This is a genomic window from Bacillus sp. JJ1566, assembly GCF_036962685.1.
Lineage (GTDB): Bacteria > Bacillota > Bacilli > Bacillales > Bacillaceae_L > Ferdinandcohnia.
In genome coordinates this window covers 1-21,026 of sequence record NZ_JBALOP010000027.1, presented here as the reverse complement: position 1 = coordinate 21,026, position 21,026 = coordinate 1, and the positions used below count along the sequence as shown (strand labels likewise).

The following is a 21,026-nucleotide window of genomic DNA, read 5'->3' as shown; positions in this document are numbered from 1 at the left end:
CCAGTTCCTGTAATGATAAAAAAGACCCATATGGGTCTTTTACTTTTGGTCAGCCTCAGCCTTTTCATACGCTTCAACAATACGTGCTACAAGTGGGTGGCGTACAACATCAGACTGTTCTAAATAGATAAACGCAGAACCATACACATCCTTCAGTATATGCATTGCTTCACGCAAACCAGATTTTACTCCTTTAGGTAAATCGATTTGCGAGATATCTCCAGTTATGACCATTTTAGAGCCAAAACCTAGGCGTGTCAAAAACATCTTCATTTGCGCCAAGGTGGTATTTTGGGCTTCATCTAATATGACAAAAGCATCGTCAAGCGTACGCCCTCTCATATAGGCTAATGGGGCAATTTCAATGATTCCTCGTTCCATTAAACGTTCGGTGTGCTCAGCACCAAGCACATCGTGTAATCCATCATATAAAGGACGTAAATATGGGTCAACCTTTTCCTTTAAATCACCTGGTAAAAATCCAAGACTCTCGCCCGCTTCAACAGCTGGACGAGTTAGAATAATACGTTTAACCTGTCCATTCTTTAGAGCGTTAACAGCCATAACAACGGCCAAATATGTTTTTCCAGTACCGGCTGGGCCGATTCCGAAAACTAAATCATGCTGTTTGATAGCAGCCACGTATTGACGTTGTCCATGTGTTTTTACACGAATGGATTTTCCTTTAGCGGTTTTTGTAATTTCTTCATCATATAATTCTTCAAACGAATCTAATTTTCCGCTTTTCGCCATTTGAATACAGTAAATAACATCACGTTCACTTATACGTATTCCTTTTCGAATCACACCAAGAAGCTTATCAAGAATTTCCTCAACAAGCTGTACATTTGTTGAGTCACCTGAAACGTGAAGAGCCTCACCCCTTGTGATGATTGAAACATTTAATTCTTCTTCAATTCTTTTTAAATGAAGATCATTGTTTCCTAATAAAACAAGTGCTTCGTTTGGATTTTCTAATTGGTGTTTACTCATTACTAAATCTTCTGACATCCTTTAGTCTCCTTGAACTAATGGTATCGTAGTGACGATATTCTCAATAACATTATATTTTATTTCCAATTTTACTTTACCATTGTTAATGGATTGACGCAAAACTTTTTCTTCTATAATTTCAGCATCATTGTCCAGTTGTTGCTCTAATTTCTTTCTGCCGATATCCATTGCTGCCTCGACGGCTTCATTTGGTTTATATGTTCTGGTGATTTTTTCACTTTCTCTAAGCGTCTCTATTTCATAGGCAATTGGTAGTTCCCAGTTAAAAAATTTGATATGTCTTTCATCCAATTCTGTTTGATATTCCTTATATTCAATTTTGCCAATTCCCCAAATCGGAATACGTAAATCTCCTAACGAAATATAATGTTTAATTTTATTCTCCCCTGTTAGCACCTCAAGTTTCGTTGTAATATCTACCTTTACTTCAGACTTGTACCATGTTTCACCAAAAATTTTTCCACGTGCAGGTACATAGATTTCTTCTCCTTCTTTTCCAATTTTACCTGTAACTAAGAGGTCACCTTTTTTGACAAAATCGTTTTCACCCACAACAGGCTTTCCTTCTTCAACAATTAATTTCTTGATGATTGCTTTTTTATTTGCAACAAGATTTCTTGGACTAAATTGTTCTGGTGGATCAGGCTGGTTCTTTTCAACAACCTCAAAGTGATAGGTCGTCCCATTTAATTCCACACCAATCCAAGTAATATCGTTGATGGCATCCTCAAGATGTCTTTGCAATGATTCATTATCTTCAATAAAAAATTGAAGCTTCCCTTTTTCTACACCAAGCTTTTTCAATTCTTGAATAATCCGGTGCTCTGTTTCCGGTTTGGCCCCTTCGACCTTTATACCCCAGACCATATTAGATAATAATGTAACAATGATGAAAAACGAAATGGACCCAATTAAAAAACCACTATTATTCAATGCCTTTTGAACAAGAAACGGTAAGCCCTTTTTTCCAATGAATCTGAGCTTACAATCGTTTTTACGAACAACCCGGCGAATTTTTTTTATATCCTTTAAATACATAGAAAAGCTAAGGGTATGGGTACCTGGCTTCTTTACATCCCACACAACAATACCTTGTCTTACACATTCATTGATAAAACGCTCGGTCCCTTTTCCAGAAATAATAGCTTTGACACTCCCACTAAAAAAATGCATCCAATGGTTTTTCATGCTTAAATCCTCCTAGTGAATCTGTTATGAATCAATTCTCAATATATTGCACATGTTCAATTTTTCCTTCAAGCATTATTTCCTCAGGTAAAATTGTTTTTATCACAAATGCTTTCCCCTTTATCAGAAGTTGTCCTTGTTTCAATAATAGCCGTACCTCTTTATCTGAAAAGGTTAATAATCCGCGATGATTCTCTATGTATATATGTAATTGTCCAATCATTGTTATTCTCGGAAGATCCATCATGACGTCAGCAGGAAGTTCCATCTTGTTTGTGATCCATCTTTTCATGCGTTGTCCTAGGTTTTTAGGCATAACAAAGAACCCCCTTTCAACTCATGTTTATGAGAGAAAGAGGGTGCATAGAACATTTTTATATTAGGGAAATGTGATAAGTGAAAAGACTATCGACGAGTTTGATACGGTCTTTTTGCCCTTGGAGGACCCAGTATTTCAGACCAAATAATCCCTTCGACGACCTTGTTCTTCGAGAAGCCTTTGACGCCCCTTTGTTCTGAAGTGGCTCCCGTCGGTTTAATAACTGTTAAGGCTTGTTCTTCCTCCTCGAACGTCGCTTCACTGTATGTTCCCCTTTGCTGTAGCTCTTGATATCGATCATAAAACGTATTTGGAACATGAGAATCAGAACCATTTTCAGATTCAAACTCTTCATAATCATACTTTGTTTCTACCTGATGGTCTTCCTTTTCAGGTTTTGGTTCTTGATCAAACGGATTAAACTGCTTTGGTAGTGGGATTTGAGTCGTTGGCTCTTTTTTACCACTCGCAAAACGTTTAAACGCATTAATAAATAACCCAAATGCGATAATCAAAATTATCGGATTTGCCATAATAAATTTTATAAGCCCTTCGATAGGTGAATCCACAGTGTAAACCTCCTTTCGCGTTTTGAGGTTTATTTTTGATAATTATTATTTATTATCTTCATCATGATCTTTTGTACTTTTACCAATTGAATCCCTCATATCAGTGTCAGCCATGATATTTTTTAGATTTGTATAATCAAGTACACCAAGGTTACCAGAACGTAATGCTTCTGCCATTGCCAGTGGTACTTCAGCCTCAGCTTCTACAACCTTCGCTTTCATTTCTTCTACGCGAGCACGCATTTCTTGTTCACTTGCAACCGCCATTGCACGGCGTTCTTCAGCTTTCGCTTGAGCGATTTTCTTGTCGGCTTCCGCTTGGTCTGTTTGAAGCACGGCACCTATGTTTCTGCCGATATCAATATCTGCAATATCAATAGATAGGATTTCAAATGCTGTACCTGCATCTAGCCCTTTTGCCAAAACCGTTTGAGAAATCATATCAGGATTTTCAAGGACCTTTTTGTGGTCCGTTTGAGAACCGATTGTACTTACAATACCCTCACCTACACGGGCAATAACAGTTTCTTCCCCTGCACCCCCGACTAAACGATCAATATTGGCACGAACGGTGATACGAGTTTTTGCTTTTACTTCAATTCCATCCATCGCAACACCTGAAATAAATGGTGTTTCAATTACCTTAGGGTTAACACTCATTTGGACAGCTTCTAACACGTCACGACCTGCTAAATCGATTGCAGCCGCTCTTTCAAAGGTTAATTCAATGTTTGCACGTTGTGCAGCGATTAATGCATTTACAACACGGTCAACATTACCACCTGCTAAATAGTGACTCTCCAATTGGTTTGTATTAAGTAGTAAACCTGCTTTTTGAGCCTTAATTAACGGGATAATTACACGGTTCGGGATAACCCGACGTAACCTCATCCCGATTAATGTAAAGATACTTACACGGACACCAGCAGCAAGTGCTGAAATCCATAGTGCAACTGGCACAAATGTAAATAGTACACCCAATAAAATAATAGCGAGTGCAACCAATATTAGAATTGTAATCATACCTGTTGGCATTCTTTTTCCTCCTACTTGTTTTTATTTATCAATGTCAGGAACTTCTCGAACAACAATTCGAGAACCTTCTGTTTTGATGACTTCTACTTTCGTATTTTTCTCAATGTAATTCCCCTGTGTAACAACATCTATTCTTTCATCATTGATCATGACGGTACCAGAAGGTCTTAATGTTGTTAAGGAAATTCCTTGTTTTCCAATTAAATCTTCTCGATTCTTATTCGAAACATACCCACTCTCGGTATTGGTAGATTCAAAAAGGATAATCTTTTTAAATGCATGTAGGTTCTTGCCAAATACTTTCACTAAAATAATAGATACAACAATCGTTGCTACTAAAGCTACTAACAGTGAAATACCAATTACCATGACACTGCTTCCCGCCAAGAAAAAGCTCGTTAAAATAGCCCCTAATCCTATCAAGCCTATAACCCCCCCTGGCAAAACAAACTCCAATAAAATTAATACAATTCCTACTACAAAAAGGATAATGGCCTCCATTCCAGCTAGTCCCGCTACTAAATGCCCATAGAAAAAGAGCAATAGTGCCGATATTCCCATTATACCAGGAATACCAAAACCTGGAGAGTATAATTCAACAACTAATCCTAAGCTTCCGATTGTTAAAAGAAGTGAAACAACTATTGGATTTGTAATAAAGCGAGCAATTTTTTCAGCTAAACTAACCTCAGCTTCCTCAACAGCAGCCTTTTCATAGCCTAACGTTTTTAATAAATCAGCTTTATCCTGTACAATACCTTCTGCATAACCAACTGAAAGAGCCTGTTTGGCAGTTAAAGTTAGGAATTTTCCTTTTTCGGCCCCTAGTTCTGGAAGGTCAATCTCTTTATCTGCCATTGCCAATGCGTAAATCGGATCACGGCCATTGTTTTCGGCAGCACCTTTCATTGCCGACAACCAGTAGGAAACGGCTTTTTCATCTGCTGTATTCCCTGCTTGGTCAATGATGCCGGCTGCTCCCATTCTACCATTATGGGACATATAAATCTTATCTGCATTTAATGCGATAAAGGCACCCGCTGAGATGGCATCATTATTGATATAAGCAACTGTAGGAATAGCTGTTTCCTGAATTCGTTTCCCAATCTGTGTCGCCGCATCAACCGCACCTCCAGGGGTATTGATTTCAAAAATGAGGATGTTTGCTCCTTTATTCTCAGCATCTGTTATTGAACGATCAATAAAAGCACTTAATCCTTTTTCGACCGTTTCTTCTAACGGGATGATATACACCACTTGGTCCGTTGCACTAGAGCTTTTATTTGGCGTTAGTGTGAGGATTAGTGGCAAGAGAATAATGGATAAGAAAAAAAGAATTCTCCATTTTTTCAAATCACGTCCCCCCCTCTCTATTCATATTTTCGTCTTGGTAGTATGTAATACGATTGAAATGCTTACAGGTTTCAAAATTTGCGTATTTCAATACAATCTTTTTCGTGGTAATTCTTACCTTTTATTATGTATTAGAGCAGGCATTTTTAAGGGGATGTTATTACACCTCCTAAAATCGCACCCTTTCTTTCCCTTATAATGAAAAAACACCTTACGCGATGTAAGGTGTTTTTGTTAAGATAATTGCTGTTGAACAAGTTTGTTTACGAGACCGCCGTCAGCCTTACCTTTTACCTTAGGCATGATTGCAGCCATCACTTTACCCATGTCAGCCTTTGAAGAAGCATTGACCTCTTGTACTGTTTCTTTTACAATCTCAACAAGATCCTCTTCAGATAATTGTTCTGGAAGGTATACCTCTAATATCTCAATTTCAGTTTGAATTTTATTAACAAGATCTTCACGACCAGCGTTACTAAATTCGCGGAGGGAATCTTTTCGTTGTTTTAATTCACGAGTTAGAACTGTTAGTTCTGCTTCATCTGTTAGTTCACTGGTTCCAAACTTTATACCTTCATTTTGAAGTGCAGCCTTCACCATTCGAATAACAGATAGCTTATCTTTCTCTTTATTCTTCATCGCTGTTTTCATATCACTATTTAAACGCTCGAGAAGACTCATAAAACTACACCCTCTTTTAGAATTTACGCTTTCTAGCAGCTTCAGATTTCTTCTTACGCTTTACGCTAGGCTTTTCATAGAATTCGCGCTTTCTAGCTTCTTGAATCGTACCTGATTTAGATACAGTACGTTTGAAGCGGCGAAGAGCATCTTCAAGCGATTCGTTTTTACGAACGACCGTTTTTGACATTCTAATTCCCTCCCTCCGAAAACAACCACTAACTCTGATTAAGACACATGTTACATTTCTGTCGATCGAAAATATCGTCAAAAAAATAAACATGTACTTTGCAATTATAATATATGCATGATTTTTGGTCAACTGTAATTCACGATTGTAACACTAGAATTCATGACTCCACTACTAGTTTTGATGAAATTTTTTGCTGCTATTCCTGCTAATTCCTCTCTTTTTATAGGCTATGTATAACCAGTTTAACATGTATTAGGGTTAAAAATATTGATGTAGTCATTTTCACGTATTCTTGTCCATACAATGTGATAGGGGTGAAAATGCATGATTGAACTTATATCGTTATTTGCTGTATTTATTGCAATTTTTCTGTTTGGTATGACTGTGATGAGGACAGGCCTCTATAATCTTACCGGAGATCGATTAAAGGTTTGGTTGATTCGTTTTACCAATAACCCGATTAAGGGATTATTAACAGGCATGATCATTACCGCAATTATCCACAGCAGTTCTGCTGTTATGGTGCTTGTTGTCGGGTTAATTGCGACAGGATATTTAACCTTTAAACAATCAATTGGAATCATTCTTGGTACAAATATTGGAACAACATTTACTGCAGAAATGATAACCTTTGACATTTTTGAATGGATAGTTCCAATTTTAATTTTAGGGTTTTTATGTTTGTTTATTAGTAATCAACAGGTGTTTAGCTTCGGTGCTTTTTTATTTGGTTTGGGATGCATGTTTGTTGCGATGAATGGATTTGAGCAGCTTGCAAGACCAATTTCACAATTCCCATCCATTCATACTTTTTTTCAGCATACAAATGAAAGCGGCATTTTTGGAGTGGGAGTAGGGACTATTTTGACTTCTATTATTCAATCTAGTACGGCGACTACCGGAATCATCATGGGGTTTATGAATGAACAGCTTCTAACTTTAAATGCAGGAATTGCAGTGTTACTGGGAGCGAATATCGGAACATGTATTACTGCTTATATTGCAAGTTTTGGGAGCAGACATGAAGCAAAATTAGCTGCATATGCCCATATTTGGGTCAATGTGATTGGTGTAGTTTTGTTTTTCCCATTAATAAATGTACTTGGTCAAATCGCCATGCTGCTTACATCTCATCCTGATGTTCAAATCGCTCATGTTAGTTTGATATTTAATGTTCTAACTTCACTGCTCTTCTTGCCTTTTGCTGGTGTATTGACCAATTTTATTACAAAAGTACACCGTGCTGCATAAGGAAAGCTGGCCCAATGGGCCAGCTTTTATAGTTTTAATAGTCTGATGATCCTGAAAGTCCGTTAACGATTGCTACTCCAGCACTTGCGCCAATTCTTGTTGCACCTGCTTCAATCATATCTTGGGTGCCTTTTACGTCACGAACTCCGCCAGAAGCTTTCACTCCGATATCTGGTCCGACTGTTTTACGCATTAAACGAATGTCTTCTACAGTTGCTCCTCCAGCCCCGAAACCAGTAGATGTTTTCACAAAATCAGCTCCGGCTTTAACGGAGAGCTCACACGCTCTAACTTTTTCCTCATCCGTTAGCAGACATGTTTCAATAATAACCTTTGTAAGTGCCTTGCCTTTTGCTGCTTCTACAACTGCGCGGATGTCTTTTTCAACTAATTCGTTATTATTATCCTTTAGAGCACCAATATTGATAACCATATCCACTTCGGTTGCACCTTTTTCAATGGCATCTTTTGTTTCAAATGCTTTCGTTTCTGAGGTACTAGCCCCTAATGGAAATCCGATAACTGTACAAACCTTCACTTCAGAATCTTTTAACAGGCTAGCTGCAGTTTCAACCCATGTTGGATTCACACAAACAGACATAAATCCGTATTCCTTTGCCTCTGCACAAAGTTTTTCAATTTGCTCTTTTGTTGTATCTGCTTTTAATGCTGTATGATCAATCATTTTAGCAATATTCGTCATTATGTATTTCTCCTTTTATCTTTTAGTTGTACGTACCTCTAACATCATATCATTGTTGTAATAGGTTTGACTAGCACCTAACAGTTATATTATGTGATAAAAAAAAGAAGCTAATCACATGATTAGCTTTCTTACATTTCTATTTAGGTTACGCAGTAGTTCTTGCTTCTTCCTCAATCGTAAGGTCTTCTGCAACTTTTACAAATTGACCTTCGTTGTATGGATAACCAGCTTTTGTGATTTTTACTTTCACGATTTTACCAATCATATCTTCACTGGCATCGAACTTAACCTTTAGATAATTGTCAGTATAACCGATATATAGACCGCTTGTTGGATCGTCCTTGTCTAGCTCCTCAGGAATAACCTCTAATACTTCTCCTTCGTAATTAGATGCATATTCCTTCGCTAATTGGTCAGAAAGTGAAATGAGACGGTGAACACGCTCATTTTTCACTTCTTCATCAATTTGGTCTTCCATTCTGGCTGCTGGTGTGCCTGTACGCTTAGAGTACGGGAAAACGTGTAATTCAGAGAATTTATGTTCTTTTACAAAATTATAAGTTTCCATAAACTCTTCTTCTGTCTCACCAGGGAAACCAACAATAACATCAGATGTTAACGCTAATCCTGGTAAAGCTTCACGTAGTTTTGTTAAACGCTCAGCAAAAAACTCCATTGTGTATTTACGTCTCATACGTTTTAACACAGTGTTAGAACCAGATTGCAGTGGAACATGCAGATGTCTTACAACTTTTGTAGATTGATCAAGTACTTCAATAATCTCATCGGTGATTTGGCTTGCCTCGATGGAAGAAATACGAATTCTCTTAAGACCAATTACCTTAGATTCTAAGTCACGTAAAAGAGCAGCTAGATTGTAGTCCTTCATATCTTCACCATAGCCGCCAGTATGAATGCCTGTTAGGACAATCTCTTTATAACCTGCATTTACAAGCTGTTGTGCTTGTTTAATTACCTCTTCTGGATCACGAGAACGCATGAGACCACGAGCCCATGGAATGATACAGAAAGTACAGAAATTGTTACAACCCTCTTGAATTTTTAATGACGCACGTGTGCGGTCTGTAAATGAAGGCACATCTAATTCTTCATATACACGTGTTTTCATAATATTACCTACACCATTAATCGGCGTGCGTTCTTGCTTGTATTGCTCAATATATTCAAGCATTTTCTTTCGATCTTGTGTTCCTACAACAATATCTACACCAGGAATCGCCATGATTTCTGCAGGTGAAGTTTGCGCATAACAACCTGTAACACAAATAACAGCATCAGGGTTTTTACGAATTGCTCTACGTATTACCTGTCTACTCTTTTTGTCCCCAGTATTTGTAACCGTACAAGTATTAATAACATATACATCAGCAGTACTTTCAAATTCAGTACGTTCATACCCATTTTCTTTAAATAGTTGCCAAATCGCTTCTGTTTCATAATGATTTACTTTACATCCTAATGTATGGAATGCAACTAATGACATTGTTGTCACCTCGCTAATTCAAAATAATATGATACAGCTGATAAAACGTATAGTGGCGCTGTCTCAGTTCGTAAAATTCTTGGACCAAAGCTACAGGAAATAAATTCATTCTCTATTAAAGTCGATACCTCTTTTTCAGTTAGACCACCTTCAGGTCCAATCACAACAAAAAGGGATTCTCCGTGTTTCAATTGTGATAATACACGTGCTAGATTTGAACTCTCACCGCGCTTTGCTTCCTCTTCATAAGCTACTACTTTATAAGTAAAGGATCTGCTAAAAGACAATAATTCTTTAAAAGTCAAAGGTTTACTTACATCAGGAACGACTGCACGGTGTGATTGCTCTGCTGCTTCCTTTGCAATTTTACCCCAGCGCTCCACCTTTTTTTGTCCTTTTTTTTCATCCCATTTGACAATTGAACGAGCCGCAACAAAAGGGACAAACTCAGATGCCCCAAGCTCCGTCCCTTTTTGGATTACATATTCAAGCTTGTCCCCTTTTGGTAATCCACTTGCAATACATACGTTAATAGGGAGCTCATTCGAATTCTCTACCCATTCTACAACATTTGCCAAAACCGTATCATTGGTAATTTCAGTAATTGTACAAACTGCTACCCTTCCATTATAACAACAAATAATGGACTCTCCAACTGACATTCTCATGACCCGTGTAATATGGTGAACATCTTCACCTACAATTGTGGCCCCAGTTTCGCTCATCTGATCGACGAAATATCGTTGCATGTTTTATCTCACCACTTACTCGCTTTTCTTTCTAGCAATCATTGATACCCAGTCTTCCATAACTAGCACTTCCTCGATCGTGAATCCAGAAGCTAGAAGGCTGTCCTTTACTTCTTGTTTTTTCGTATTAATGATACCAGATACAATGAATGCACCATTTGGTTTTAAGATTTTTGCCGCGTCATCTGTGAAACGAACAATGATTTCAGCAAGAATATTCGCCACAATGAGATCCACTGGTCCTTCAATATCATCAAGAAGATTATTTTGAGAGACATTAACTACGTCATGTACTTTATTTAATTTAATATTGAGCTTTGCACTTTCAACGGCTACTATATCTAAATCAAGTGCTTTAATAGACCCTGCTCCAAGCATTGCAGCAGCGATGCTTAATACACCAGAACCTGTCCCAACGTCGATAATTGTATCTCCCTGTTTTACAGTGCGTTCAAGGGCTTGAATACTCATGACAGTTGTAGGGTGTGTCCCTGTTCCAAATGCCATTCCAGGATCTAACTCGATAATTAATTCATCGCTATGGACAGGCTCGTACATTTCCCATGTCGGTACGATGGTGAATTTTTCAGAGATTTTGACCGGGTGATAGTATTTTTTCCACGCTGTAGCCCATTCTTCCTCGTGAACTTCACTAATTGTGATTTTATTATGGCCCAGATCAATATCAAAAAGCAAAAGATTGTTAATTGCTTCTTTTATTTCGTCTACTGTTTCACCTAAAAAGCTATTGACAGGGAGGTATGCTTTCACGATAACACCTTCATCAGGATAATCATCAGGATTAAGTTGGTAGATCTCACCAAACACATTTTCTCGTTCCTTTGTTAGGTCGAATGGATCTTCAATAACAACTCCACTTGCACCTGCTTCATGAAGTATATTCGATACAGGCTCCACCGCCTCCTGTGTTGTATGAATACTAATTTCAGACCATTTCATATCTACCAACTCCAATCCAATTCTATAAAAATGGGTTCTCATGTCCAATTGCAGCGCCTAGCCCCTCGAGGTCACAAGCCATTCCGTCCAGAAGGTTAAAGAGCAACCTTCTAGCCGACCCGTCTTGTGCTTGTCGGACTTGCACAGGACGTGCTGACATCGACGTTTGCCACAGGACGTGGCAGTTATTAGTCGATGTTCCTATACAAGGCGCTTTCACATTTCGTTTTTATTCACCTTTGAAAGCGCGTTTTACTTTTGAAAAAAAATTATCATGCTGTTCATCTGGAGTTTCATTACCGCTTATTTCAGTAAATTCACGAAGCAATTGTTTTTGCTTTTCTGTAAGCTTTGTTGGGGTAATGACACGTACTTGAATATGTTGGTCTCCTTGACCGTATCCTCGTACATTTGGTACACCCTTGCCGCGAAGACGGAAATTCGTACCAGTTTGAGTACCCGCAGGAATTTTGAGCTTTACCTTTCCATGAAGGGTAGGTACTTCAATTTCATCACCTAATGCAGCTTGCGCAAACGTTAATGGCATTTCACAGTAGATATCGTCCCCATCGCGCTCGAAAAATTCATGGGAACGCACATGGAATACAACATATAAATCTCCTGGAGGCCCACCATTCACACCTGGTTCACCTTGACCGGCAACACGAAGCTGTTGACCGTCATCGATACCAGCAGGAATTTTTACATGGATTTTTTTACGTTTTTTCACCTTACCAGAGCCGCTACATGTTGAACATTTATCCTTAATAAATTTCCCAGTTCCACTACAGTGATGACAGACACGTCGATTCACGATTCTGCCAAATGCCGTGTTCTGCTCAACATTGATTTGACCCGAACCGCCACAGTGTGAACAAGTTTCTGGTTTAGTCCCAGTTTTTGCACCCGATCCATGACAGGTTGAACATTCTTCTTCTCTTGGAATCTCGATATCCGTTTCTTTACCAAATACAGCTTCTTCAAATTTTAGGGTCATTGTGTATTGTAAATCTGCCCCTTGACGCGGTGCATTTGGGTCACGTCGCCTTGTTCCACCGCCAAAGATTGAACTAAAGATATCTTCAAAACCGAAGCCTCCGCCAAAATCGGCACCCCCGCCAAAACCACCAAAGCCTTGGTTCGGATCTGTGTGGCCGAATTGGTCATAATGGGCACGTTTGTTATCGTCCGTTAAGGCATCATATGCTTCGGTAATTTCTTTAAACTTATCAGCAGCATCTGCTTCTTTATTGATATCGGGGTGATATTTTTTAGATAATTTTCGATATGCTTTTTTTATTTCATCTTTATTTGCACTTTTTGAAACCCCGAGTACCTCATAATAATCTCTTTTACTCATAAAATCCACTCCCGCATCATTCACATAAAGAATATTGTATCATTTATTTTTGTAAAAAGGCAATAATACATGTTTTCCACATAAAAGTAAAAAAGCCAAAGCCAAGACAGGCCTGACTTCGACTTTTTAAGCTTTAATTCTTCATTTTTATTCTTACTTGTCGTCGTTTACTTCTTCGTATTCAGCGTCCACTACATTATCGTCTTTTTTACCTTGGGTTGCGTCTTCAGTTCCTTGTGCAGCTTGGGCTTGTTGTGCTTGCTCATAAAGCTTCACGGAAAGCTGTTGAACGATTTCCTGTAGTGCATCTTTCTTCGCTTTAATTTCATCGAGATCATTTTTCTCAATAGCTTGTTTTAAAGCATCTTTCGCCTCATTTGCTTTTGCAACTTCAGCAGCATCTACCTTGCCTTCAAGATCTTTCAGTGTTTTTTCAGTTGTAAACACTAATTGATCTGCTTCATTACGAAGTTCAACTTCTTCTTTACGCTTCTTGTCAGCTTCTGCATTTTCCTCAGCTTCACGAACCATGCGATCAACTTCGTCGTCAGATAGGCCAGAAGATGATTGAATTGTAATAGCTTGTTCTTTGTTAGTACCTAAATCTTTAGCACGAACATTTACAATACCGTTTTTATCAATATCAAATGTTACTTCGATTTGTGGTATCCCACGTGGTGCTGGTGGAATATCTGTTAATTGGAAGCGACCTAGTGTTTTGTTGTCGGCTGCCATTTGACGTTCCCCTTGAAGCACATGAATATCAACAGCAGTTTGGTTATCCGCAGCAGTTGAGAATGTTTGAGACTTACTTGTTGGGATTGTTGTATTACGGTCAATTAAACGAGTAAATACGCCACCCATTGTTTCTATACCAAGTGATAATGGTGTTACGTCTAAAAGAACTACGTCTTTTACATCACCAGTCAATACTCCACCTTGAATTGCTGCACCAAGAGCAACAACTTCGTCTGGGTTAACACCTTTATGTGGTTCTTTACCAGTCTCTTTCTTGATTGCTTCTTGAACAGCTGGAATACGTGTTGACCCACCAACAAGGATTACCTTGTCTAATTCACTTGCTGAAAGACCAGCATCTTGAAGGGCACGGCGAGTTGGTCCCATTGTACGCTCAACAAGTCCTGCTGAAAGCTCATCAAATTTCGCACGAGTTAAGTTTACTTCTAAGTGAAGTGGTCCTGCTTCTCCTGCAGTGATGAATGGAAGAGAAATTTGTGTAGAAGTTACACCTGATAAATCTTTCTTTGCTTTTTCAGCAGCATCTTTTAGACGTTGTAAGGCCATTTTATCTTTGGAAAGATCAATGCCATTTTCTTTTCTAAATTGTTCTACCAAATAGTCGATAATCACTTGGTCAAAGTCATCCCCACCAAGACGATTGTCACCAGCAGTTGACAGAACTTCGAAAACTCCATCACCAAGTTCAAGAATGGATACGTCGAATGTTCCACCACCAAGGTCATAGACAAGAATCGTTTGATCTTCGTCTGTTTTCTCTAAACCATATGCAAGAGCAGCAGCAGTTGGTTCGTTTATAATACGTTCAACTTCAAGACCAGCAATTCGACCAGCATCTTTAGTCGCTTGACGTTCAGCGTCATTAAAGTATGCAGGAACTGTGATTACTGCTTTCGTTACCTTTTCGCCAAGGTATTCTTCTGCATACGATTTAAAGTATTGAAGAAGAATAGCAGATACTTCCTGTGGAGTATATTCCTTGCCTTCAATTTCAACTTTGTAATCTGTACCCATGTGGCGCTTGATGGACATAATGGTGTTTGGGTTTGTGATTGCTTGACGTTTTGCAACTTCCCCAATTTGTCTTTCTCCATTTTTAAATGAAACAACAGATGGAGTTGTGCGGTTACCTTCTGGGTTTGGAATAACCTTTGCTTCTCCACCTTCCATAACAGCAACACATGAGTTTGTTGTACCTAAATCTATTCCAATGATTTTACTCATGAAAAAAACCTCCTTATATTAACAACAGCTTAGATTTATCTGGTGTCCAGCTCCAGGTGCCGTCAACTCTTGGTTATAAGCCAATCGCTTCGGAAGGTAAAAGGCACCTTCTGTCAGCGCTCGTCTTATGCTTGTCGGCGATAGGCGGGCACCTTGCGCTTTTCGTTATTCATTCACCTTCACCATGGAAGGTCGTAAAACTCGATCTTTAAGTTTATATCCTTTTTGGAACTCTTCTAGAACCATATTTGATTCTGCATCCGGCTCACTCACCTGCATTACTGCTTGATGAACATTCGGATCAAATTGTGTTCCAACTGCTTCGATTACTTCTACCCCTTCTTTTTTTAGGGCATCCATAATACTGCGGTATACCATTTCTACACCTTGCATAATTGATTTAGCTTGCTCATTTGTTGCTTCAACTTGAAGCGCTCTTTCAAAGTTATCAAGAGCTGGCAACAAATCATTCACAAGGCTTTGAGCTCTATATGTAGCAGCTGTTTCTTGATCTAAGCGAGCACGTCTCTTAAAGTTTTCAAAGTCGGCAACCTGACGCAAAATGCGGTTTTCTGCCTCTTCTAGCTTAGCCTCAAGTCCTGCAATTTTTTCATTGGCTTTCGAAAGTTCGGCATTCACATCATTTTCTTGTTCTTCTACTAATTCTGCTTCAGCCTGCTCAATCGTTTCTACCACATCATTTTCTACAATTGCTTCTTCTACTTCGATTTCTTCTTTCACTACTTCATTCTCGTTAGCCAATACACTCACCTCCCTTAAAGTGAAATGTCTCACTTCATAATTACTAGTATATGTATTAGAGGGGCTTAGCACCCTCCTAACCAAATACGCCAGAGCGTATTTGCGCCCAGATTTTTTTAGGCCCACACGAAGTGGGTCACAAAGACGTTGCCACAGGACGTGACGCTCTTAGTCTTTGATCCTTTGCTCGAAAAACTTCCTTTAAAAATCTGTGGCATCCGCCGGAGGCTTTAACTTTATTTAATAGGGCTCCCCTATTGAATAAAGTTAATATAGCCACTGCTATTCTATTTGATACAGCTTTGTCAGTACCTTTGAAAAATCTTGACTAATGTGCTGCAACAAAGTGATAACACGTGAATACTCCATCCTTGTAGGACCTAAAATGGCGATAGACCCAAGATGCTCGTTACCAATGGAATACGTTGCCGTTATTAAGCTACAATCATTTATCGCGATATTGTTGTTCTCATGACCGATTTTTATATCGATTCCCGCTTTATCTGTTCGTAACAGTCTTGAAAATTCATGCTCACTTTCGATCATTGTTAATAATGAGCGTACCTTTTCAATGTCATGGAACTCCGGTTGACTTAATATATTGGTTTTTCCACCTATATACATTTTTTCTTCCGCATTAAATGTAAGTGTTTTGTCCAATACATTAATGACTGAGTCATAGTTGCGAATATTCGTTCTTAACAGATATGCAACCTCTTTATAAATTTTGTTTTTCAGATCAATCAGTGGAACTCCAACAAGCCGCTCGTTTAGAATGTTAACCATTTTTTCGATATCGGTCGGGTCAATGGACTCAGGAAACGAAATCGTTCGATTTTCCACATGTCCATTATCCGTTACGATAATGGCAACTGCTGTTTCATTATTAATTGGAACAATTTGCAGCCGTTTCACTTTATTTTCTTTAAAGGCTGGACCTAAAACAATTGAAGTATAATTTGTTAGTTCAGATAAAATCTGTGCGGATTTTTGGACAATTTTTTCAAGTTCATAAATCTTCTCTGCAAAAATTGACTTTAACTCCTGCTTTTCTTTTATAGATAATCGGCTCGGAGATAATAAATGATCCACATAGTATCGATAGCCTTGTTCGGATGGAACTCTACCAGATGAGCTGTGAGTTTTTTCGATAAATCCGAGTTCTTCCAGATCTGCCATCTCATTGCGAATAGTTGCGGAGCTAAACACAATCCCATCTTTTTTCGACAATGTTCTTGACCCTACTGGCTGTGCAGATCTGATAAAGTCATCAATTATAACTTGAAGAATCAATAGTTGACGATCTGTTAGCAAGGAACATCACCTCTGTTAGCACTCTAATTTAGCGAGTGCTAATTCTATAATTAAATTACCAAATACGAGTGTCATTGTCAACGATTTAAACTCTACTAAAATTAAAGTAAAAACGCTTGAAAAACATCATTTCCAAGAAATTTCCCATTATGTGTTAGCCGAATAAAATCATTTTTTTCCTCAAGCAGACCTTTTGCTTTTTGTTCTTTAATTTGGCTTTCAAAAACATCAAAAATACTGACAGAAAACTTTTTTTGAAAATGGGAAATTGATACTCCTTTGGTTTTACGAAGTCCCAGAAAGAGTTCTTCCTCCATTTTTTCCTGTAACGTAACTGAGTGAGTTTCGACATGCGGGAAACCATGTTCATCTATAGCTGACATGTATTTTTTGATTGGTCCTGCATTTGAAATTCTTTTTCCTGCCACATAACCATGGGCACCAGCGCCAATTCCGTAATATTCTTCATTATTCCAATATGTTAGATTATGACGGCTTTCAAAACCATTTTTAGAAAAATTACTGATTTCATATTGATGGAACCCGTGCTTCTCCATTTCATCCATTAACGTTTCGTACATTTTAGCCTCGTGTTCTTGACTAGGGAGATTGAGTTTTCCTTTCCTCATCAAGTTATAGAACACGGTCTTTGGTTCGATAATGAGAGAATATGCGGAAACATGCTCGACATCAAGGGAGAAGGCTAAATCAAGTGATTCCTGAAAGCTTTCGATTGTTTGATGTGGGAGTGCATACATTAAATCAATGCTAATATTTTCAAAACCAACATGTTTTGCCAATTCAAGAGTTTGAAACACATCATTACGACGATGTGTTCTTCCAATTGCTTTAAGAAGTTCATCATCAAATGTTTGTACACCAAAACTTATTCGATTGACACCTGAATCGAGTAAGACTTTTAATTTATCCTCTGTAAGATCACCAGGATTAGCTTCAAAGGTAAATTCTATATTCTCGCTTCGGGGGGTTAAATATTTGTTAATACTCGATAGGAATGCTTCCAGTTGTTTAACGGAAAGAACAGTTGGTGTTCCCCCACCGACGAATATGGATTTGAGCATTGATGGTGGATACGCCTCAATTGTATTTTTCATTTCTGTATCCATATATTGAAGATATTCATCGACTGGTTGCCCTTTTAGAAAAACTTTATTGAAATCACAATAGTGACAGATTTGCTCACAAAAGGGGATGTGAAGGTATGCTGCTTGTACCAAAAAATCACTTCTTCCTATAAGGGGTTTACGTATGATATTGAAAAAAACCGCAGAAACATCTGCGGTATTTCCACATTATTTATCATCCATTTTAAGTACTGCCATAAATGCTTCTTGGGGTACTTCAACTGAACCGACTTGCTTCATTCGTTTTTTACCTTCTTTTTGTTTTTCAAGAAGCTTACGTTTACGAGAAATGTCACCACCGTAACATTTCGCTAGCACGTTTTTACGAATTGCTTTAATGGTAGAGCGCGCGACAATCTTTTGACCTATCGCTGCTTGAATTGGAACCTCGAATTGCTGTCTTGGAATTAATTCTTTGAGCTTCTCAACGATTAATTTTCCACGATCATATGCTGAATCCTTATGAACGATAAAGGAAAGCGCATCTACTTTTTCAGCATTCAATAGAATATCCATCTTCACAAGCTTAGATGGCTTATAGCCAATCAATTCATAGTCAAATGACGCATAGCCCTTTGTACTTGATTTTAATTGGTCAAAGAAATCATATACGATTTCCGCAAGCGGAATTTCATAAATGATGCTTACGCGTTTTTCATCAAGGTATTGCATGTCAATGAAGTTACCGCGCTTGCCTTGACAGAGCTCCATTACAGCACCAACATAATCGTTTGGAACCATCATTGTCGCTTTTACGTATGGCTCTTCAATTCTGTCAATTTTTTGTGGGTCTGGCATATCGGATGGGTTATCGATTTTCAAATCCGTTCCATCCGTTAGGAATACATCATAAATAACGCTCGGCGCCGTTGTAATTAAATCGATTTTAAATTCTCTTTCAATTCGCTCTTGGATAATTTCCATATGCAACAGGCCTAAGAATCCACAACGGAAACCAAATCCTAGTGCTTGTGATGTTTCAGGTTCGAATTGAAGGGCAGCGTCGTTTATTTCAAGCTTTTCCAACGCTTCACGTAAATCATTGTATTTAGCTGTATCGATTGGATACAGTCCACAGAAAACCATTGGATTTAAGCGTCGATAACCTGGTAATGGTGTTGTTACGCCATTTTTCGCACTCGTTATGGTATCACCAACACGTGTGTCGCCAACATGCTTGATTGATGCTGTTAAGAATCCAACATCTCCAACTGTAAGTTCGTCCTGCAATGTCGCACGTGGTGTAAATACACCTGCTTCAATAACCTCGAACTCTTTACCAGTTGCCATCATTTTAATTTTGTCTCCAGGTTTAACAGTACCTTGGACGATTCGAATATAAGCTACTACTCCACGGTATGGATCATATACAGAGTCAAAAATTAGTGCCTGTAATGGCGCTTCCGGGTCACCCTGTGGTGCAGGAACTTTTTCAACGACCTGTTCTAAGATATCTTCGATCCCAATTCCTGCTTTGGCAGATGCTAGAACTGCCTCCGAAGCATCAAGTCCGATCACATCTTCAATCTCTTGTCTTACCCGCTCAGGGTCGGCACTTGGCAAATCGATTTTATTAATAACTGGTAAAATCTCAAGATCATTGTCTAATGCAAGGTACACGTTTGCTAGTGTTTGTGCTTCAATTCCTTGTGCTGCGTCAACTACAAGTACTGCACCTTCACATGCCGCTAAACTTCGAGAAACCTCATATGTAAAGTCAACATGTCCAGGGGTATCGATTAGGTGAAAAGTATATTCCTCGCCATCTTTTGCTTTATATTTTAATTGTACAGCATTTAATTTAATCGTAATCCCACGTTCTCTTTCTAGGTCCATGGAGTCTAGCAATTGCTCTTTCATTTCTCGATGGGTTAACGCGTTTGTTTTTTCAAGAATGCGGTCAGCCAAGGTTGATTTACCATGGTCGATATGAGCAATTATTGAAAAATTTCGGATTCTAGATTGTCTATTACGTCTCTCTTCTTGGTTCATTCAAAATCCTCCTGATACGAAAAGCGCAAGCGCCTAAATATTGGAACGTCTACTAAGTACTGCCACGTCCTTTGGCAACGTATACTTCAGCACATCCTATGCAAGTCCGAAAAGCGCTGGAACCTCGACGAGGAGGCTGTTGCTGCCGCAGGAGGGGTGAAGCGACCTCGAGGGGCTAGGCGCTGGAGCTGGACAATATAACTTAATCGTACATGTTATCTTACTATAAAATTATAGAATTCACTAGATTAGATTATACAGAACTCTTTTGTGACATTCAATTAAGAAAATACGACCACAAAAAAAAGAGAGCTTGCTTTTTTATTTTAAGAAGCAAACTCCCCCTATATTATATCAAGTAAACTTCCAATTCCGTTTCCAATGGCCCTCATGATATTTTCAAATAGAGCACTAACTCCATTTCCTAGCTTTTCACCAATGCTTGAAAAAAGATTAAAGGCTTCAACATCCTCTAGTTGTTTTTGTTTCTGTTCTAGATCATGACTCGTTACTTTTCGACCTAAGACGGATGCTTCCACTTCACCGTTATCATCAGTGATATGAAAGGCACCTTGAAGAGAGGGGTCATTATAACCCCTCATTTTCTTCATACCCTCATTTGCTTGCTGCATGCCGATCAATACCCCTAAAAGGAGAACGGTCACAATCAAGAAACATTTCATCATGAATTTAACCATTGGAATTGCTCCCTCTTATTAACACTTTTATTACTTTTTGACATTCACTTTCCGTTGGGTGATAAAGGAGGACCCTTTTCCTCACCATATCGCTTCTTGCGCACATGCTTTGCCTTTTTTTATCGAAGCATGTACCTCTAGACACTTCTTGCGGTACATACTTCACCTTTTTTCATCGGAGCATGTACCTCTAGACACTTCTTGCGGTACATGCTTCACCTTTTTTCATCGGAGCATGTACCTCTAGACA

The 21,026-nt window shown here is 38.6% G+C and carries 20 protein-coding genes; 1 reads left to right on the top strand and 19 read right to left on the bottom strand.

The window, feature by feature from the left end; translation table 11 throughout:
- Nucleotides 1-39 precede the first annotated feature (39 nt).
- The 8 genes from V7112_RS11975 to rpsU all read right to left on the bottom strand — a co-directional run bounded on the left by V7112_RS11975 (nucleotide 40) and on the right by rpsU (nucleotide 6,349).
- A complete protein-coding gene (locus tag V7112_RS11975) occupies nucleotides 40-1,011 on the bottom strand; it encodes a PhoH family protein (protein ID WP_335419645.1) in 972 nt (323 codons plus the stop codon).
- A 3-nt stretch (nucleotides 1,012-1,014) separates the two neighbouring features.
- Complete coding sequence (gene yqfD, locus V7112_RS11970) at nucleotides 1,015-2,202, bottom strand: sporulation protein YqfD (RefSeq protein WP_335419642.1); 1,188 nt, start codon at nucleotides 2,200-2,202, stop codon at nucleotides 1,015-1,017.
- Between the two features lie 31 nt (nucleotides 2,203-2,233).
- Nucleotides 2,234-2,518, bottom strand: coding sequence for a sporulation protein YqfC (yqfC, locus tag V7112_RS11965; protein WP_057998720.1), 285 nt, complete (start codon nucleotides 2,516-2,518; stop codon nucleotides 2,234-2,236).
- 89 nt (nucleotides 2,519-2,607) lie between these two features.
- Complete coding sequence (locus tag V7112_RS11960; protein WP_335419639.1) at nucleotides 2,608-3,090, bottom strand: hypothetical protein; 483 nt, start codon at nucleotides 3,088-3,090, stop codon at nucleotides 2,608-2,610.
- A gap of 45 nt (nucleotides 3,091-3,135) precedes the next feature.
- Nucleotides 3,136-4,125 carry a flotillin-like protein FloA gene (floA, locus tag V7112_RS11955; RefSeq protein WP_335419637.1) on the bottom strand — a complete coding sequence of 330 codons (990 nt, stop codon included), beginning with the start codon at nucleotides 4,123-4,125 and terminating at the stop codon, nucleotides 3,136-3,138.
- Nucleotides 4,126-4,146: 21 nt separating this feature from the next.
- A complete protein-coding gene (locus V7112_RS11950) occupies nucleotides 4,147-5,478 on the bottom strand; it encodes an NfeD family protein (RefSeq protein WP_335419635.1) in 1,332 nt (443 codons plus the stop codon).
- 234 nt (nucleotides 5,479-5,712) lie between these two features.
- Complete coding sequence (locus V7112_RS11945) at nucleotides 5,713-6,159, bottom strand: GatB/YqeY domain-containing protein (RefSeq protein WP_335419633.1); 447 nt, start codon at nucleotides 6,157-6,159, stop codon at nucleotides 5,713-5,715.
- A gap of 16 nt (nucleotides 6,160-6,175) precedes the next feature.
- Complete coding sequence (rpsU, locus tag V7112_RS11940; RefSeq protein WP_015595024.1) at nucleotides 6,176-6,349, bottom strand: 30S ribosomal protein S21; 174 nt, start codon at nucleotides 6,347-6,349, stop codon at nucleotides 6,176-6,178.
- A 327-nt stretch (nucleotides 6,350-6,676) separates the two neighbouring features.
- On the opposite strand from rpsU, the gene V7112_RS11935 reads away from it, so the two are divergent.
- The gene (locus V7112_RS11935; protein WP_335419630.1) at nucleotides 6,677-7,603 is read left to right on the top strand and encodes a Na/Pi symporter; all 927 of its coding nucleotides are present in this window, start codon (nucleotides 6,677-6,679) and stop codon (nucleotides 7,601-7,603) included.
- 34 nt (nucleotides 7,604-7,637) lie between these two features.
- On the opposite strand, the gene deoC is transcribed toward V7112_RS11935, so the two are convergent.
- The 11 genes from deoC to V7112_RS11880 form a co-directional block, all read right to left on the bottom strand.
- Entirely contained in the window at nucleotides 7,638-8,309 is a 672-nt protein-coding gene (deoC, locus tag V7112_RS11930; RefSeq protein ID WP_335419874.1) for a deoxyribose-phosphate aldolase, read from the bottom strand.
- Nucleotides 8,310-8,454: 145 nt separating this feature from the next.
- Nucleotides 8,455-9,813 carry a tRNA (N(6)-L-threonylcarbamoyladenosine(37)-C(2))-methylthiotransferase MtaB gene (mtaB, locus tag V7112_RS11925; protein WP_335419627.1) on the bottom strand — a complete coding sequence of 453 codons (1,359 nt, stop codon included), beginning with the start codon at nucleotides 9,811-9,813 and terminating at the stop codon, nucleotides 8,455-8,457.
- A 5-nt stretch (nucleotides 9,814-9,818) separates the two neighbouring features.
- The gene (locus V7112_RS11920; RefSeq protein WP_335419625.1) at nucleotides 9,819-10,562 is read right to left on the bottom strand and encodes a 16S rRNA (uracil(1498)-N(3))-methyltransferase; all 744 of its coding nucleotides are present in this window, start codon (nucleotides 10,560-10,562) and stop codon (nucleotides 9,819-9,821) included.
- Between the two features lie 15 nt (nucleotides 10,563-10,577).
- A complete protein-coding gene (gene prmA, locus V7112_RS11915; protein ID WP_335419620.1) occupies nucleotides 10,578-11,522 on the bottom strand; it encodes a 50S ribosomal protein L11 methyltransferase in 945 nt (314 codons plus the stop codon).
- A 229-nt stretch (nucleotides 11,523-11,751) separates the two neighbouring features.
- Nucleotides 11,752-12,882 (bottom strand): molecular chaperone DnaJ, encoded by a 1,131-nt coding sequence (gene dnaJ / locus V7112_RS11910; RefSeq protein ID WP_335419618.1) that lies wholly within the window; start codon nucleotides 12,880-12,882, stop codon nucleotides 11,752-11,754.
- A 153-nt stretch (nucleotides 12,883-13,035) separates the two neighbouring features.
- Nucleotides 13,036-14,865, bottom strand: coding sequence for a molecular chaperone DnaK (dnaK, locus tag V7112_RS11905; RefSeq protein WP_335419614.1), 1,830 nt, complete (start codon nucleotides 14,863-14,865; stop codon nucleotides 13,036-13,038).
- A 165-nt stretch (nucleotides 14,866-15,030) separates the two neighbouring features.
- Nucleotides 15,031-15,627, bottom strand: coding sequence for a nucleotide exchange factor GrpE (gene grpE / locus V7112_RS11900; protein ID WP_438823885.1), 597 nt, complete (start codon nucleotides 15,625-15,627; stop codon nucleotides 15,031-15,033).
- A gap of 282 nt (nucleotides 15,628-15,909) precedes the next feature.
- Nucleotides 15,910-16,941 (bottom strand): heat-inducible transcriptional repressor HrcA, encoded by a 1,032-nt coding sequence (gene hrcA / locus V7112_RS11895; protein ID WP_335419612.1) that lies wholly within the window; start codon nucleotides 16,939-16,941, stop codon nucleotides 15,910-15,912.
- Between the two features lie 101 nt (nucleotides 16,942-17,042).
- Nucleotides 17,043-18,179 (bottom strand): radical SAM family heme chaperone HemW, encoded by a 1,137-nt coding sequence (gene hemW, locus V7112_RS11890; protein WP_335419607.1) that lies wholly within the window; start codon nucleotides 18,177-18,179, stop codon nucleotides 17,043-17,045.
- A gap of 75 nt (nucleotides 18,180-18,254) precedes the next feature.
- Nucleotides 18,255-20,078 (bottom strand): translation elongation factor 4, encoded by a 1,824-nt coding sequence (lepA, locus tag V7112_RS11885; protein ID WP_335419605.1) that lies wholly within the window; start codon nucleotides 20,076-20,078, stop codon nucleotides 18,255-18,257.
- Between the two features lie 344 nt (nucleotides 20,079-20,422).
- A complete protein-coding gene (locus V7112_RS11880; protein WP_335419602.1) occupies nucleotides 20,423-20,776 on the bottom strand; it encodes a YqxA family protein in 354 nt (117 codons plus the stop codon).
- Nucleotides 20,777-21,026 lie beyond the last annotated feature (250 nt).

Excerpts from the sequence above, each read along its gene's own strand:
- V7112_RS11975 (WP_335419645.1), bottom strand. The coding sequence starts at position 1,011 with ATGTCAGAAGATTTAGTAATGAGTAAACACCAATTAGAAAATCCAAAC.
- yqfD (WP_335419642.1), bottom strand. The coding sequence starts at position 2,202 with ATGAAAAACCATTGGATGCATTTTTTTAGTGGGAGTGTCAAAGCTATT.
- yqfC (WP_057998720.1), bottom strand. The coding sequence starts at position 2,518 with ATGCCTAAAAACCTAGGACAACGCATGAAAAGATGGATCACAAACAAG.
- floA (WP_335419637.1), bottom strand. The coding sequence starts at position 4,125 with ATGCCAACAGGTATGATTACAATTCTAATATTGGTTGCACTCGCTATT.
- V7112_RS11945 (WP_335419633.1), bottom strand. The coding sequence starts at position 6,159 with ATGAGTCTTCTCGAGCGTTTAAATAGTGATATGAAAACAGCGATGAAG.
- rpsU (WP_015595024.1), bottom strand. The coding sequence starts at position 6,349 with ATGTCAAAAACGGTCGTTCGTAAAAACGAATCGCTTGAAGATGCTCTT.
- V7112_RS11935 (WP_335419630.1), top strand. The coding sequence starts at position 6,677 with ATGATTGAACTTATATCGTTATTTGCTGTATTTATTGCAATTTTTCTG.
- mtaB (WP_335419627.1), bottom strand. The coding sequence starts at position 9,813 with ATGTCATTAGTTGCATTCCATACATTAGGATGTAAAGTAAATCATTAT.
- V7112_RS11920 (WP_335419625.1), bottom strand. The coding sequence starts at position 10,562 with ATGCAACGATATTTCGTCGATCAGATGAGCGAAACTGGGGCCACAATT.
- prmA (WP_335419620.1), bottom strand. The coding sequence starts at position 11,522 with ATGAAATGGTCTGAAATTAGTATTCATACAACACAGGAGGCGGTGGAG.
- dnaJ (WP_335419618.1), bottom strand. The coding sequence starts at position 12,882 with ATGAGTAAAAGAGATTATTATGAGGTACTCGGGGTTTCAAAAAGTGCA.
- dnaK (WP_335419614.1), bottom strand. The coding sequence starts at position 14,865 with ATGAGTAAAATCATTGGAATAGATTTAGGTACAACAAACTCATGTGTT.
- lepA (WP_335419605.1), bottom strand. The coding sequence starts at position 20,078 with ATGAACCAAGAAGAGAGACGTAATAGACAATCTAGAATCCGAAATTTT.
- V7112_RS11880 (WP_335419602.1), bottom strand. The coding sequence starts at position 20,776 with ATGGTTAAATTCATGATGAAATGTTTCTTGATTGTGACCGTTCTCCTT.